Annotated in this window: 13 protein-coding genes; 3 read left to right on the top strand and 10 right to left on the bottom strand. The window is 43.8% G+C overall.

The genetic code is table 11. The features are described from left to right. Positions 1-33: 33 nt before the first annotated feature. The 4 genes from C6Y01_RS14505 to pcrB are packed head-to-tail and all read right to left on the bottom strand — an operon-like array spanning position 34 to position 6,260. On the bottom strand, positions 34-1,221 hold the full coding sequence (locus C6Y01_RS14505) for a CamS family sex pheromone protein (protein ID WP_034664713.1): 1,188 nt from the start codon (positions 1,219-1,221) through the stop codon (positions 34-36). Positions 1,222-1,236: 15 nt separating this feature from the next. Next, the gene (gene ligA, locus C6Y01_RS14500; protein WP_034664717.1) at positions 1,237-3,243 is read right to left on the bottom strand and encodes an NAD-dependent DNA ligase LigA; all 2,007 of its coding nucleotides are present in this window, start codon (positions 3,241-3,243) and stop codon (positions 1,237-1,239) included. A 44-nt stretch (positions 3,244-3,287) separates the two neighbouring features. Then, complete coding sequence (gene pcrA / locus C6Y01_RS14495) at positions 3,288-5,510, bottom strand: DNA helicase PcrA (protein WP_106031393.1); 2,223 nt, start codon at positions 5,508-5,510, stop codon at positions 3,288-3,290. Positions 5,511-5,567: 57 nt separating this feature from the next. Continuing rightward, a complete protein-coding gene (pcrB, locus tag C6Y01_RS14490) occupies positions 5,568-6,260 on the bottom strand; it encodes a heptaprenylglyceryl phosphate synthase (RefSeq protein WP_106038388.1) in 693 nt (230 codons plus the stop codon). A gap of 279 nt (positions 6,261-6,539) precedes the next feature. Here pcrB and C6Y01_RS14485 point away from each other — a divergent pair, with 279 nt between their 5' ends. Then, positions 6,540-6,953, top strand: coding sequence for a DUF2283 domain-containing protein (locus C6Y01_RS14485; protein ID WP_106038387.1), 414 nt, complete (start codon positions 6,540-6,542; stop codon positions 6,951-6,953). Here C6Y01_RS14485 and C6Y01_RS14480 read toward each other — a convergent pair. Further along, positions 6,934-7,164 (bottom strand): hypothetical protein, encoded by a 231-nt coding sequence (locus tag C6Y01_RS14480; RefSeq protein WP_003214314.1) that lies wholly within the window; start codon positions 7,162-7,164, stop codon positions 6,934-6,936. The genes C6Y01_RS14485 and C6Y01_RS14480 overlap by 20 nt on opposite strands. A 139-nt stretch (positions 7,165-7,303) precedes the next feature. Here C6Y01_RS14480 and C6Y01_RS14475 point away from each other — a divergent pair, with 139 nt between their 5' ends. Beyond that, positions 7,304-8,884 carry an FMN-binding glutamate synthase family protein gene (locus C6Y01_RS14475; RefSeq protein WP_106038386.1) on the top strand — a complete coding sequence of 527 codons (1,581 nt, stop codon included), beginning with the start codon at positions 7,304-7,306 and terminating at the stop codon, positions 8,882-8,884. A gap of 236 nt (positions 8,885-9,120) precedes the next feature. On the opposite strand, the gene C6Y01_RS14470 is transcribed toward C6Y01_RS14475, so the two are convergent. Both C6Y01_RS14470 and C6Y01_RS14465 read right to left on the bottom strand, forming a co-directional pair. Further along, a complete protein-coding gene (locus C6Y01_RS14470; RefSeq protein ID WP_003214053.1) occupies positions 9,121-9,435 on the bottom strand; it encodes a YerC/YecD family TrpR-related protein in 315 nt (104 codons plus the stop codon). Positions 9,436-9,985: 550 nt separating this feature from the next. After that, positions 9,986-11,728: an adenine deaminase C-terminal domain-containing protein gene (locus C6Y01_RS14465; RefSeq protein ID WP_106038385.1), complete on the bottom strand. Its 1,743-nt coding sequence runs from the start codon at positions 11,726-11,728 to the stop codon at positions 9,986-9,988. Positions 11,729-11,852: 124 nt separating this feature from the next. On the opposite strand from C6Y01_RS14465, the gene C6Y01_RS14460 reads away from it, so the two are divergent. Next, on the top strand, positions 11,853-12,074 hold the full coding sequence (locus tag C6Y01_RS14460) for a YgaP family membrane protein (RefSeq protein WP_060595694.1): 222 nt from the start codon (positions 11,853-11,855) through the stop codon (positions 12,072-12,074). Between the two features lie 41 nt (positions 12,075-12,115). On the opposite strand, the gene C6Y01_RS14455 is transcribed toward C6Y01_RS14460, so the two are convergent. Genes C6Y01_RS14455 through C6Y01_RS14445 form a run of 3 tightly spaced genes read right to left on the bottom strand, consistent with a single transcriptional unit; the run spans position 12,116 to position 14,723 of the window. Beyond that, positions 12,116-13,381: a peptidase gene (locus C6Y01_RS14455; protein WP_106038384.1), complete on the bottom strand. Its 1,266-nt coding sequence runs from the start codon at positions 13,379-13,381 to the stop codon at positions 12,116-12,118. Positions 13,382-13,395: 14 nt separating this feature from the next. Next, entirely contained in the window at positions 13,396-14,061 is a 666-nt protein-coding gene (locus tag C6Y01_RS14450) for a 3-oxoacid CoA-transferase subunit B (protein WP_106038383.1), read from the bottom strand. Further along, positions 14,037-14,723, bottom strand: coding sequence for a CoA transferase subunit A (locus C6Y01_RS14445; RefSeq protein WP_106038382.1), 687 nt, complete (start codon positions 14,721-14,723; stop codon positions 14,037-14,039). The genes C6Y01_RS14450 and C6Y01_RS14445 overlap by 25 nt, the downstream gene beginning before the upstream one ends. Position 14,724 lies beyond the last annotated feature (1 nt).

Below are 14,724 nucleotides of genomic sequence, written 5' to 3'. Positions count from 1 at the left end.
TAATTTAAAAAACCGCCAAAAGGCGGTTTTTATTTAGTCATATATATGAACAGTTGGTTCTTTGTCTTCAGCATTTTTCGTGATCAGGGCTTCTTGTTGATCAGAAGATGTGATGTTAATTTCGATATTGGTACTCTTATAGTAATCCATGACTTCACCTGTTAAATATTGCGTGAAGGCTACAACTTCCGTTTTTCCGTAGAACTGCATTGGAATTTCGACTTTCATTTTTTGCAGGTTGCCATTTTTGTAAAAGCCTTTTCCTACGACTCCGGTGTAATTCGGGAAGTAGTCTTCGACTTTTGTTTTGAAGCGGTCAAATCGCTCGGAATCATCTTTGTAGTTGCCTTTCGCATTATCTGAAGGGAAGAAGACATTCTCCTCTTTGATCGTATCCCAATTACCGATATCAGCTGAGCCTGCTTTCACATCCGTTTTGGCGATAAAGTTTCCTGGAACGATAGATGATTTTGGTGCTTGCTTATAAAGGGCAATCATGACAGGCACTTTTTGCAGCCCATCCATTTGACGAATTCGTTTGATCACTTGTTCAGCAATTTTTTCGCCTTCCGACAATAGTTTCTTTGAATTTTTCGATGAATCGATCGTCACTTCTTGCTGCGGATCACCGATATTTTCACGGTAATAATAAACAGAGTTCAGTGCAAGACCAATGACAACTCCGCCAAGCTGTAAGCTGTTTTTATCTTTTCGAATTAAGTAATTATGTTCTAGCATCGAAGCTAAGTAAATTGGACTATTTTCATTTTTAGACTTTGTTGAACCTGAGCTTGGAAGAGCTGGGTTTAAGCCGAGATTCTTAAAGTCTTTATCTTCTTTTTCTGCCTTTTTCAGATCACTGCCTGTTTTTTTGCGCGCCAGCCAGTTGAGAACGGTGTCCTCATCTAAATGCTGTCCTTCTTGGAAAAGATAGTCGTTTGTATTAAATGACTCTGTTGCAAGGCGCATAAGTCCTGTTTCAAATTCATCGATGTCCAGGCGTGTGTTGAGACGCTCTGCTGTTAATCCTCGCGCAGCCCCTTGTTTAAACGGCAGCACCATTTTGTAATAGGAGTCAGAGATATTGTACATCGGGATGATGGCTGTTTCCTTCGTTTCATCCGTTTTTTGTGTGACCTCTTCTTCTTCCTTTCCCCCAAAAGGTGCACACGCTGACAATACCAGTGTGAGCATTGTCAGCAGCAATAACAACTTTTTCAATAGAAAACACTCCTCTTATTTCTTTAGCTCCTCGAGCATTTTAGCTTCGTCCCAAATTTCAATATTGAGTTCTTCTGCCTTTGTCAGCTTACTTCCCGCTGCTTCTCCGGCAATGACTAAATCTGTTTTTTTACTCACACTACCTGCCAGCTTGCCGCCTAATGCTTCGATCGCTGCTTTTGCATCGTTTCGGGCCATTTCTTCTAATTTCCCTGTCAGCACAATGGTTTTGCCTGCAAAATAGGAATCACTTTCTTCTGCCTTCACCGGCTTTGGCCCTGTGTAGGTCATATTGACCCCTAGCTCTTTTAGTTCATTTAGCAGGTTGAGTATTTCTTCTTTCTCAAAGTACGTGACGACGGCATCAGCCATTTTTTCACCGATTTCATCGACTTCGAGTAATTGTTCTTTCGTTGCTTGCTTTAATTGATCGATGTCGCCGAAATGCATCGCCAAGGTCTTTGCCGCTTTAGAGCCAATAAATCGTATACCGAGTCCAAATAGTAAACGCTCTAGAGAGTTTTCTTTCGATTGCTCAATCGAACGCAGTAAATTGTCGACAGATTTTTCGCCCATTCGCTCAAGCTGAATGAGCTCTTCTTTCGTTAATCGGTAAAGATCGGACACACGAGAGACAAGCTGTTCTTGGAAAAGCTGTGTAATGACCCGCTCGCCAAGCCCATCAATGTTCATTGCATTACGGGAAACAAAGTGAATGAGTCCCTCACGTATTTGAGCAGGGCATTCTGGATTGATGCAACGCAAAGCCACTTCGCCTTCAATTCTCACCAGCTCACTATGACACTCTGGGCATTCAGTCGGCATGTGAAACGGCTTTTCTTCTCCTGTACGCTGATCGATCAGTACGCCTGCGACTTCCGGAATAATATCGCCCGCTTTTTTCACAATCACTTGATCAAAAAGGCGAATATCCTTTTCTTTGATCAAATCTTCATTATGAAGAGAAGCACGCTGCACTGTCGTCCCTGCTACTTTGACAGGTTCAAGAATCGCCGTTGGTGTGATGACGCCTGTACGCCCTACACTTAGTTCAATATCAAGCAGCTTTGTCACGACCTCTTCAGCCGGAAATTTGTACGCAACCGCCCAGCGGGGACTTTTTGCTGTAAAGCCGAGCTCTTCCTGCTGAGCTAACGAATCGACTTTGATGACAATTCCATCGATTTCATATGAAAAATCGGCACGCTTCGTTTTCAATGTTTCAATGAGGTCGATCACTTCTTCAATCGTGTGGCACATCCGTCTTTCTTTGTTCGTTTTAAAGCCAAGTTCGTCGAGAAGATCAAGTCCCTCGCTTTGCGATTCAACACCGATTTCATCAAGCTCCGCTATACTGTAGACGAAGATATCAAGGTTTCGTTTCGCCGCAATTTTCGTATCAAGCTGACGAAGCGAGCCTGCAGCCGCATTACGCGGGTTCGCAAACGGCTCTTCTTCGTTTTGTAATCTTTTTTCGTTTAATGCTTCAAAAGAAGGTTTTGGCATAAATGCCTCGCCTCTCACTTCAATCGACAGAGGACGTTTGATTTTGAGCGGGATGGAACGAATGGTTTTGAGGTTTTCAGTAATATCCTCACCCGTTGTCCCATCTCCACGCGTGGCACCTCGGACAAACACACCGTTTTCATAACGGAGAGAAACAGCGAGTCCGTCAATTTTCAGCTCGACATTGTATGCAACATCGTCACCAACTGCTTGACGAACCCGGCGGTCAAAATCAAGAAGGTCCTGTTCATTAAACGCATTCCCGAGGCTGAGCATCGGTGTGCCGTGACGCACTTTTTGGAAGGCGTCTAACACAGCGCCTCCTACTCTTTGTGAGGGGGAGTCCGCTGCTTTTAAATCAGGGTGCTCTTCCTCTAAAGAGATCAGCTCACGCATCCGCGCATCATATTCAGCGTCAGGAACACTTGGACGATCAAGTGTATGATATTCGTAGTTGTATTGGTTCAAAATCTGGTGCAGTTCCTCGATCCGGCGTTTCGCTGCTTCTTTATCCATCTGCTTCTTCCTTTCAATTCATCCGTTTTATAAGTGCTATCGGTTTATTGCTTCTCAATTGGCGCAAATGCTGCGAGAAGACGCTTAATGCCTGTAGGGCTTGGGAAGGCAATATCAAGCTCTGTGCTGTCTCCACTGCCTTTTACACTCACAACCGTTCCAACGCCCCATTTTTTATGAGCCGCTTTATCGCCCACAGCCCAGCCAATACTTCCGCCGCCTGTGTTTTGAATGGTTTGAGTTTGCGGACGTGAGACAGGTCCCCGTCTTTGCGGTCTTTCTCTTGTTTGGCCAAATGGTGTTTTCGTTTCTTTTTTCTCATTTAGGTTGTCCAATAAATCGGCTGGTATTTCTCGAATGAATCTTGATTCAAGGTTCATGTTTGTCCGGCCGAAGAGTGTTCTCATCTTGGCACTTGATAAATAAAGCTCTTCTTCCGCCCGTGTGATGCCTACATAGGCAAGGCGGCGCTCTTCTTCCATCTCTGCATCTTCCATTAATGAACGGCTGTGCGGGAAAACACCTTCCTCCATGCCCATTAAGAAAACAACAGGGAATTCTAGACCTTTTGCAGCATGAAGAGTCATTAAGATGACGGCATCCTGATCTTCTTCCTCATTCTCATCCAGCTTATCAATGTCTGCGACGAGGGCGAGATCTGTCAGGAAAGTCACGAGAGACTTGTCTTCATTTTGTTCTTCAAAGTTCTTAGTCACGGAGAGAAACTCGTCAATATTTTCTAGACGGCTTTGTGCTTCAATCGTTTTTTCAACCTTCAGTGCTTCACGATAGCCTGTTTTCTCTAGGATTTCTTCTGTTAATTCTGTGACAGATAAATAATCCTGCATGTTCGTCATTTGATCAATGAGCTGTTTGAACTCATCAAGCGCATTGGCTGCCCTTGCACTGAGTCCAATGAAATCTACCTGACCAAGCGCTTCAAACATAGACAGGTCATTCATCTCCGCATATGCTGCGATTTTATCAACAGATGTCGCACCGATTCCACGCTTTGGTACGTTGACAATACGTGCAAAGCTAATGTCGTCATCTGGGTTAGCTACTAGGCGTAAGTAAGCCAAAATGTCCTTGATCTCTTTTCTGTCATAGAACTTCGTGCCGCCGACAATGTTGTATTGAATGTTTGACTTCAATAATGTTTCCTCTATGACACGAGACTGGGCATTGGTTCGATAAAGAATCGCAAAATCGGATAATTTACGCTTACCGCTCTGATGAAGCTGATGAATCTTTCCAGCAACAAATTGACCTTCACCGAATTCATTATCTGCACGGTAATAGGCTATCTTCGCTCCTTCATCATTTTCTGTCCAAAGATTTTTCGGCTTACGGTTCGCATTGTTTTGGATGACTGTATTTGCGGCATGCAGAATACGTTTAGTCGATCTGTAATTTTGCTCAAGCAGAATCACTTCACTGGACGGATAATCTTTTTCAAAGGAGAGAATGTTTGTAATATCCGCTCCGCGCCAGCGGTAAATGGACTGATCCGAGTCACCCACCACACATATATTTTGAAAACGCTGAGCGAGCAGTTTCACAAGCATGTACTGTGCTCTGTTCGTATCCTGATACTCATCGACATGAATGTATTGGAATTTCCGCTGATAGTGTTCTAATACTTCAGGGATCCGTTCAAACAGACGAATCGTCATCATAATAAGATCATCAAAATCGAGTGACTGGTTTTTGAGTAATCGTTTTTGATAATCTGTATAGACGTCGCTGACCACTTGATCATAGAAATCACCGGCTGTTTTGGCATATTCCTCTGCGTCTATGAGTTCGTTTTTTGCACTGCTGATTGAACCTAAAATGCTGCGTGGATCAAACTTTTTAGGATCGATATTTCGTTCTTTTAGAATATTTTTTATGACTGAAAGCTGATCAGATGTGTCTAATATAGAGAAGTTGCGATTTACACCAATACGGTCAATATCGCGTCGTAAAATGCGCACACACATGCTGTGGAACGTAGAGATCCAAATGTCATCGGCACCAGGCCCTAAAATGGCTTGTACACGCTCACGCATTTCACGTGCTGCTTTATTTGTAAACGTAATCGCTAAAATGTTCCACGGAGCCACATGCTTTTCGGCCATTAAGTAGGCAATTCGATGTGTGAGCACCCGTGTCTTTCCGCTTCCTGCTCCTGCCATCAATAATAAAGGTCCATCTGTTGCTTTGACCGCTTCTTTCTGCGCGTCATTCAGCCCTTCTAATAGATGATTCGATATTTCATTCATTCCATTCACCGCCAATTCGAACTTATGTTCTATTTTAACCCGTTTCGTCTTGTTTGACTATGATGACTTTTTGACTGCGTCAACTGTCTTTAATGCTTCTTTGAAATTGTCATAAATGACGTTTCCTACAACAACCACGTCCGCATACTGCGCAAAGTCTTCTGCCTGCTTCGCGTTTTCAATGCCCCCGCCATAAAAAAGGACCGTTTCATGAAGCACTGCTTTTGTTTCTTTCACAAGCTCTATGTCTCCAAGCGTTCCGCTGTATTCTAGATAAAAAATGGGCAGCTTCATCAAATGCTCTGCCACTCTTGCATATGCCCTTACGTCATCGATGTCCAGCGCTGTATTTGCCTCTGTGAGCTTGGCCGCTTTACACTCTTCATTTAAAATAACATAGCCTTCAGGCACGATCTCTTCCATTGACATCAAATCACCGAATTCCTTCATCGCGTCCTTATGAAGCCCAACAATCCAATCAGGATGAGAGCTGTTTAAGACGGTCGGGATGAAATACAGATCGAAGCCCGGCACAATCATCTCATGTGTTGAGATTTCGAGCACACATGGCACAAGAAATCGGCGGACCTTTGACATCAATTGGAGCACATTGTCCTCTGTCACATTGTCACTGCCGCCAATCAATATGGCATCCGTACCAGATTCACAAATCGCCTCCAGCTGTTCATCGGATATTTCTTTATTTGGATCGAGTTTAAAGACATGCTTCCACTCGGTAACATCATACATGAAAAACGTTCCTCCATTCGTTTCATTCCATTTAAATATTATAACAAAATCAGTGACCGCAAAAAATGGGTAACCTCCTTCAGCTAAAAGTTTCATTCTTTTGAAAATGGACGATTTTAACTCTAGATGAGGCTAATGGAGACTATGTGAAGATCCACTTCAAGAGGACTGAGGGAGATAAATATATTAATACTGAACTGAAATGCGAGCTGCTTCGTCTCATCACATGATATTATACAATAAAGGAACATTTTACTATCTAATAAGCAGGTGAATGATTTGAAAAGAACCATCACATATGATCAAACGATCGACATCGGTTACATCTATCTCATCCCGCCTAGAATCGGGACAATCAAAGAAACCATTGAATTAGACGTAAATGAATGTGTGAATGCAGATATTGATAAAGAGGGCCGAGTGACTGGTCTGGAGTTATTTGCAGAAGAAGCCGAGGTTTTGAAGCTTGCACCCGTTTATGAGGACGAGCTTTCGTTACGTTTTACGGATCAGGAAGTTCTCTCAACCTATCATTTGTCAGGCATTGAATTTCAATTCTCGACGCCTGATCACAAAGGGCTGATCGGTTTTACGATTGTCAATCCTCTTCGATATAACGTCAAAAGGAAGACAAGAAAAAACCGTTTTGAATGGTCAAAACGGTTTTTCCAAACTATTGTCTCACTTCATTGAAATAATGGACGGATGTCATGGCCCCTTCATCGACCATCTTGTTGTCTTGAATATCTAACGGATCAGGGTGTCCAGCTTTTTCAGGAATCTTTTCATCTGAGCGGAACATGCTTGCCCATTTTTTGAGATGCTGTTTATTTTTTACTGCTAATAACACAGCACCACCAACCCCTAATCCTGCAAGTACATACGCATTCGGACGCTTATTCATGTATGTTCCCTCCCCTTATGATCTTATTTGTAAGTTACCCCGCCTTTTCATTTCTAAACGTCACCATATGTTGAAGTGGTTTCTCTTTCAATGAAAAGTGGAATAACAACAGCAATGAAAGAGAAAAGAGGGGATCTTCGTGACAACAACTTTCATTGTCATTGGCGCACTATTAGTGATTTGTTTCATCATACCAATCATTTTATTCATCTGGATTTGGATGCGAGATGAAAAACAGGAAGAGCATTCTGTCCTGCGAAATTATCCGGTCATTGGAAAACTGCGGTTTATTTTTGAAAAAATAGGACCTGAGCTTCGTCAATATCTGTTTCTGAATGATCGAGAGGAGCTTCCTTTCTCGAGAAGAGAATACGAGCAAGCTGTCATGTCTGGGAAGTACAAAAACCGGACGATGGGCTTTGGATCAAAACGTGATTTTGACAAGCCTGGTTATTATATCCGCAACGTCCTGTTTCCAAAACAGCGAGATGAATTACGGATCGATCAATCTGAAAAAATCCATACAAAAGTGTATCAGATTGATCAAGACAATTTACTGCGAAGAAGTGAACATATCAAAGAGGTCGAAGCAAAACCTTACTATCTCCATCAAGACGATGTACAAGTGATTGGCGAACACACATGTCAAAAGCCTTTCCGTGTAAAAGGCCTGATTGGTCAGTCTGCCATGAGCTACGGCTCTTTAGGCGACAGGGCCATTACAGCACTATCCTCCGGATTAAAAATGGCCGGCGGTACGTGGATGAACACAGGTGAAGGCGGGCTTTCCCCATATCACCTCAAAGGCGGAGCCGATATCATTTGCCAGATTGGGCCCGGTCTATTTGGCGTGAGAACAGAGGATGGTGCTTTCTCCTTTGACGAATTTAAGAAAAAAAGCGAGCACGAGGAAGTCAAAGCCTTTGAGCTGAAGCTGGCACAAGGAGCAAAAACACGCGGCGGTCATATTGACGGCGAAAAGGTCACCGAAGAAATTGCGAATATCCGTAAATTGCCGCCCCATCAATCCATTGACAGCCCAAACCGATTTGAGATGTTCCACTCCATTCCTGATATGTTTGATTTCATTGAACAGCTGCGAAGTATAGGCGGAAAGCCTGTCGGCATCAAGCTTGTTGTCGGACATAAAGAAAACATTGAAGAGCTTGCAGCGTATATGAAAAAAAGCGGAAAGCATCCTGATTTCATTACAGTGGATGGCGGAGAAGGCGGCACTGGGGCGTCCTTTCATGAATTGGCAGATTCCGCAGGGCTGCCCATTTTCACGGCGCTCCCAATGGTTCATCAAATATTGAAAGAATACGGTGTCAGAGATCAGGTAAAACTCTTTGCTTCCGGCAAACTTCTCTCACCTGATAAAATTGCGATTGCCCTTTCCATGGGTGCTGACTTTGTAAATATCGCACGGGGACTCATGTTTTCAGTCGGATGCATTCGCGCACAAGTATGCCACACGAATAAATGCCCAGTCGGGGTCGCCACAACGGATCCAAAGCTGCAAAAGGGTTTATCAATTGAAGAAAAGAAATACCGAGTCTGCAATTATATCCTTTCTCTAAGAGAAGGCTTGTTTAATTTATCCGCAGCCGCTGGAATTGAATCTCCCATTCATTTTAATGAGAAACATATTATCTACAGACAAGAAAATGGTCAGACAAGTGAAGTGCCGATGTTTTCAGAGACACAGCCATCTGTCTAGTTTGAGAAAAGGTGCGTTTTCGCACCTTTTTTTCGTTGACATTTTGGCTCAATCGCGTTTAAAGAACTTAGACAAATGATAGGAGATGGAGGATGCGTGAGGTTATAGGCGAGCTAAAATAAAAAACAGGACCGCTTGATTCAGCCAGTCCTTGCTTGTCTTTTCAGCGCTCTTCATAAAAAAACTGTAAACAACTCCATATTTGTTGAAAAGGATTGTTTACAGTGAAGGCTGTTTTATTTTGTTTCGTCATTTGCCTGCTGTTCTGCTACGCGGTCAAGTGCCATCGTATAGGCATCATTTCCGTAGTTCAAGCAGCGTTTGACACGTGAGATGGTTGCGGTGCTCGCACCTGTTTCCGTCTCAATTTTATGATACGTGTTCCCCTCGCGAAGCATACGCGCTACTTCAAGACGCTGTGATAAAGATTGGATTTCATTGATGGTACACAAATCATCAAAGAATCGATAGCATTCTTCCAGGTCTTTAAGGGATAAGATGGAGTTGAATAACTGATCTAAGCTTTTGCCCCTTAATTTATCAATTTGCATCTTTATACATCTTCTCCTTTACTATTGGCACACCGCTTCGCACGACATTCTATGAAGAAAAGCGGTATCTTTCCTGACTAATTTTTTTCAACCTCAGCAATGAGCTTTGAACGAATCATGACAGGTTTGGTTCTACGCTGGAAATGCCGTCAGTTCTTTCGTAAGCCGAAGCTTCTTTATCGTATACAAATTCGACAAGTTCTGTCATTTTCCTTGTACGACAATCTGACAAACTTGTTTGCTTCCGATATCAAGATCACTTCTGCTTGATTAGGTATGCCCTAAAATACAGGTTGTGCGGAAAGCTCGGCGAGACCACAAACATGCGCCCCGCCTCGCTCAATTATTCAAAATATGTTGGTCGGCCAGCGTAACCGACAGATTCATTTTTCAATTAGGGCATTTCACTCGTCATGTCAAACCCTCTGCTTCAACAACTCCACATAAGCATTTTCACTTACATGGCAGCGAAGAGATCCATTGCTCACTTCTGCCCTATAACAGCTGTCAGAAATGTGGCAAAGATGATACAGCTCCACTCTGTTATATTTTAACGCATTATAGACGGAAAGAGTACAGTTTTTTTCATGACATCAAATATTCCTCTTGGTGTCACTCGAATATACGGCAAATGTGTACTTTGGAAAAAGACAAGTGTATCAATTGGGCAATCAAATGGATAGCCTCGCTCAATGAGCAGCTCGCGTAATGTTTGTATCTGCTGAAGAACAGTCTCAAACGGTTCAGCCGATGCACAGCCTGATAATTGCAGCGGGATTTCGTGCAAAATTTTCCCGTTCTCTGTGAGGACGATCCCCCCGCCGATTTCTTTCATTCTCTTATGTGCCAGCATCATGTCCTCTTTATTTTTCCCAATCACTAAAATGTCACCCGTGAGCGAAAATGAGCTGACAAAGCCCTGCACTTTATTTGCAAAACCTTTAAGCATCGTATTCACACGCCACTCGCCTTTTCGGTCAATCAGGCTAAAGAAACTTTGATCATGGTCACAGGACAGCTGGTTCACCGAGTTATCAATCTCCACTGTATAAGGCTCCATGATGACAGCATTTCTCATTTTGACACCTAGCGGCATGGAAAATTGCAAATCACTCATCGTCAGATCATAGCCTAAATCTAATGGAACAAGCCCGCCATTTTTCCATTTAGTTTCTTGAAATTGATGCTGGTTCTCGCCATCTAATTTGAGAATAACCCCTTTAGATATCACCGTTTCAGGATTTGGGTTCATCGGATCATCTAAAATATTCAAAGAAGCCAGCCGGCCGGGACCGACAACACCTAATAGGTCATCAATTTGATAGTATTTTGCAATGTTAAATGTCGCCATATTATACGCATCAATGATAGGCACGCCTTCTTCAAGGGCAATTGAAATCAAACGATTAATCATACCTTCCTCATAAAAATGAGGCGCAGCTCCGTCTGTTGTATAGAAAAAGTGATCATAGTGTCTAAAATCACGCTCGTGCAGTTCTCTTAAAATGTTCACTAAATCTGGGCGGATGGAAGAATGACGAAGTGAGACATGGTAGCCAAGGGACAAGCGTTTTAGCACATCGTCCGCATTCATCGCTTCATGATCACTGTCCGCGCCAAACAGCTTCATTTTTGTTAGCGTTTTCTCGGAAGCTCCGGGGAAATGCCCTTCAATTCGTTTTCTCTGCTTCTTCGTTTCTTGCATGCAATATAAAATGAGATCATCACCGTCCATCAATCTTGGCCAGCTTGTTAATTCGCCGCCTTGAAGGACATCAGGATGATCAATCCATTCCTTGCGATAGTTGATAGGAAGCATCTCATCTTCATATCTGACTTCAGTCTGAAGATCGTATCTAGACCACCAGAAATACTGAAATGGCTGCTGTTTTAATTCACACAGAGTGGAAAGCGCTTTCTTTTCATTGCTCTGCAAAAGAAGAAATAAGTTATCGCTGACCATCGTTGTTGTGCCAAATTGAGACACATATTCTGCAAGTGATTGGGGATTATAAATATGGAACGGATGCGCGTGAGGCTCTATATACCCAGGCACAATGTATTTCCCTTCACAATCAATCACACGTTTAGCTAATTTATTTTGAGGAAGCTCTGCTCCGACATAAACAATTCGATCATCATGTATCCAAATATTTGCCTTCACCCATTGTTTCAAAAATGGGTTTAGCACGAGTCCATTCGTTAAAAGGAGTGTTGGAACTATTTTTGAGTCGACTACATCGATTTGTGTGCGGATGTCATTGTTTCTCCAATTAAAAGTACGTTCGGACATTCACATACTCTCCTTCATTTGTATTAGCACTATCGTAACATAACGAACCACGTTACGCATTAATGAAACGTTACAAATTCTTGAAATCACACTTAAAATATTTAAAAAAGGAGATTCACCTTCAATGAAACCTAATCTCGGCTTAATGGAAGCGCTCATTCGAATTGCCTGCGGAATGACAATATGTACTGTGGCTGGTTCTTTATATGCTAGAAAACCATGGAGTAAAATGCTGCTTTTCAGCATCATGTGCGGCGGGATGAAACTGGCATCTGGCATTCTTCGTTTTTGTCCAGTGACGTATATGTGTGAGCAGCAGGACACACATAAAGAGAAGGCTGAGTGAGACAGCCTTCTTTTTTTTGTAATTATTTCCCGCCTCTTTCATCACTCCGCTGCTTCACACCATTCCACCATCGTACCTGCGATAATTTCTGCTGCTTCAATCACATGCTCAATGTCGATGGATTCATTCGGAAAATGGGCAAGCTCTGTTGTTCCAGGACCAAACACGATGATCGGAATACCTGCCGCCTGTGAGAGTAATCCGCCGTCCGTTCCCCAAGGAGCGGCTTCGATCTTTGGCGGCTCCTTCTTGACCGCTTCATATTGTTCCTTCAATAGACTTAAAAGTGGATGATTCGTATCGATTGAGCCTGGAAGCCATCTTGCACCAAACCATTCGACCTCGACAGGATGATCTTTGAACCATTCATCCTTTTCCCCAAGTCCCGTCATCCAATTTTCTAATTCCTTCTCTGCCTGCTCAACCGTCTCACCTGGCATCACACCAAGTCTGCCCTCCATTGTGACCAAATCTGCTACAGAGGACGGCCAATCACCGCCTTGAATTTTCCCCATGTTGATGGGGATCGGAATTGGGATATGCTGAAATAACGGCTCGGTGATGCGCTGATTTCGTTCTTCTTCAAGTGCCGCTATATGCGTAAGAACGATCATACTTTTTTCAATAGCGGAAACGCCGTGATATCTTGTTCCGCCATGAGCTGCCCTTCCTTTAATATACAGTCTGAACCACTTAGATCCCTGCTGAATCGGAAAGATTTTCATATGACTTGGTTCTGGAATGATGGCCGCATCTGCTGTATACCCTCTCAGTATGGCTGCAAGGGTGCCTGCACCGCCGCTTTCTTCTTCGACGACACTATGAAACACAACATCTCCTTTCAGCGGAATCTGAAGCGCATGCAGTGCCTCTAGTGCGAAGAGTAAAGAAACATTTCCGCCTTTCATATCTGTTGCCCCGCGTCCATAAAGTCTCCCGTTTATGATATGCCCGCTGTAGGGCGGATATGTCCATTGTTTCGTATCTCCTGCTGGAACAACATCCACGTGCCCATTTAATAAAATGGATTTGCCGCCGCCTTTCCCCTTCAATCGTCCGGCGACATTGGGACTTCCTTTAAAGGAACGCCTCGGGGAATAGAAATACGGATGTTCCAGCAGGTCTTCTCCGCCAATGTCCCATACATCTACATCAAAACCAATTGCGGAAAGCTTATTTGCTACGATTTGCTGCACATCTTGTTCATTCCCTTGGGTGCTTTCACATTGCACCATTTGCTGAAGAAGCGCAATCGCTTCATCTTGGTGCTCTCTCATCCAGCTTCTGATCCGTGTAATTGGCTGCAAGTCAGTCATCCTTTCTACACAACAGATTTGACATCGGGCGCTAAAATTAATGGGGCCTCTGTCGCCCTTATGACATCTTCCGGCTGAAACGGCAGCATGACTTCACGTAGAATGAGCAGCTGTGATTTGACCTCAATGACTGCCATATCCGTAATAATCAGATCCACACAAGACTTAGCGGTTAAGGGCAGTGTACAGGCAGATTTCACCTTTGACTCACCGTGTTTATCAAGGTGGCTCATCACCACCACAACCTTTTTCGCCTTTTGCGCAAGCTCAATCGCTCCGCCCATCCCCGGTACTCGTTTGCCCGGCACAATCCAATTCGCAAGATCACCCTGACTGCTTACTTCAAGTGCACCTAAAATGGTCATATCCAGCATGCCTTTTCGAATGATACCAAAAGCAGTCGTGCTGTCCATGTATGAACCGCCTTTTGCTAACGTAATGGGGAAACCACCGGCATTGCACAAATTCGGATCTTCTTCTCCTTGTGCTGGTGAGGCTCCTGCCCCCATAATACCGTTTTCTGCATGCAGCCACACCCTGTAATGCGCTGGGATGTATTCAGCTGCAAGTGTCGGGATGCCGATCCCTAGATTGACGATCATACCATCTTCAATTTCCTGCGCCGCGCGTTTGGCTATGCGGTGTCTTAAATCGTTGTCTCCCATGCCCATGTCCAGTTCACTCCTTTTGATTGCACGATCTGGTTCACAAATACGCCTGGTGTCACGATTTCCTCTGGATGAAGACTGCCCACAGGCACGATCTCTTCCACTTCAGCAATGGTCCAGTCTCCTGCCATCGCCACAATCGGGTTTGTATTCCGTGCACTTTTATCAAAAATCAGATTTCCTGCTTCGTCTGCTTTGAAGGCATTCACAATGGCAATATCCGCTGTCAGCGCAGGCTCAAGGATATATGTCTTTCCGTTTAGCGGCACGAGCTGCTTCTCATCGAGATTGAGGCTATCCATGCCGACATCTGTTACAATGCCTGCCAAGCCCATCCCGCCTGCTCGTATTTTTTCTGCTAGAATGCCCTGCGGGTAAAAATGAACGTCTAGTATACCTGCCTGCATTTTCTGTCCGGCTATTGGATTTGAGCCAATATGAGAAGCAATGATCTTCTTGACTCTTCCTTCTGTGATCAGCCGGCCAACACCGATTTGCGGGAAGCCTGCATCGTTTCCGATCAATGTCAGATCTTTGATATTCGCTTCTAGGATGGCGTCGATCAATGATGGCGGGGACCCTACGCCACCAAACCCACCAAACATGATAGTCATGCCGTCCCTAAAACGCGTGATTACATCATCCAAATTCACTGTTTTGTTCATC

Source organism: Bacillus sp. NMCC46, assembly GCF_002998465.1.
Taxonomy (GTDB): Bacteria; Bacillota; Bacilli; order Bacillales; family Bacillaceae; genus Bacillus.
Note: the sequence above shows the minus strand (reverse complement) of the source record. Positions and strands in the feature narration are given on the sequence as shown.

Bases quoted from the DNA above. Each gene is read 5' to 3' on its own strand.
- ligA (WP_034664717.1), bottom strand. From the start codon at position 3,243: ATGGATAAAGAAGCAGCGAAACGCCGGATCGAGGAACTGCACCAGATT.
- pcrA (WP_106031393.1), bottom strand. From the start codon at position 5,510: ATGAATGAAATATCGAATCATCTATTAGAAGGGCTGAATGACGCGCAG.
- pcrB (WP_106038388.1), bottom strand. From the start codon at position 6,260: ATGTATGATGTTACCGAGTGGAAGCATGTCTTTAAACTCGATCCAAAT.
- C6Y01_RS14480 (WP_003214314.1), bottom strand. From the start codon at position 7,164: ATGAATAAGCGTCCGAATGCGTATGTACTTGCAGGATTAGGGGTTGGT.
- C6Y01_RS14470 (WP_003214053.1), bottom strand. From the start codon at position 9,435: ATGCAAATTGATAAATTAAGGGGCAAAAGCTTAGATCAGTTATTCAAC.
- C6Y01_RS14465 (WP_106038385.1), bottom strand. From the start codon at position 11,728: ATGTCCGAACGTACTTTTAATTGGAGAAACAATGACATCCGCACACAA.
- C6Y01_RS14460 (WP_060595694.1), top strand. From the start codon at position 11,853: ATGAAACCTAATCTCGGCTTAATGGAAGCGCTCATTCGAATTGCCTGC.
- C6Y01_RS14450 (WP_106038383.1), bottom strand. From the start codon at position 14,061: ATGGGCATGGGAGACAACGATTTAAGACACCGCATAGCCAAACGCGCG.
- C6Y01_RS14445 (WP_106038382.1), bottom strand. From the start codon at position 14,723: ATGAACAAAACAGTGAATTTGGATGATGTAATCACGCGTTTTAGGGAC.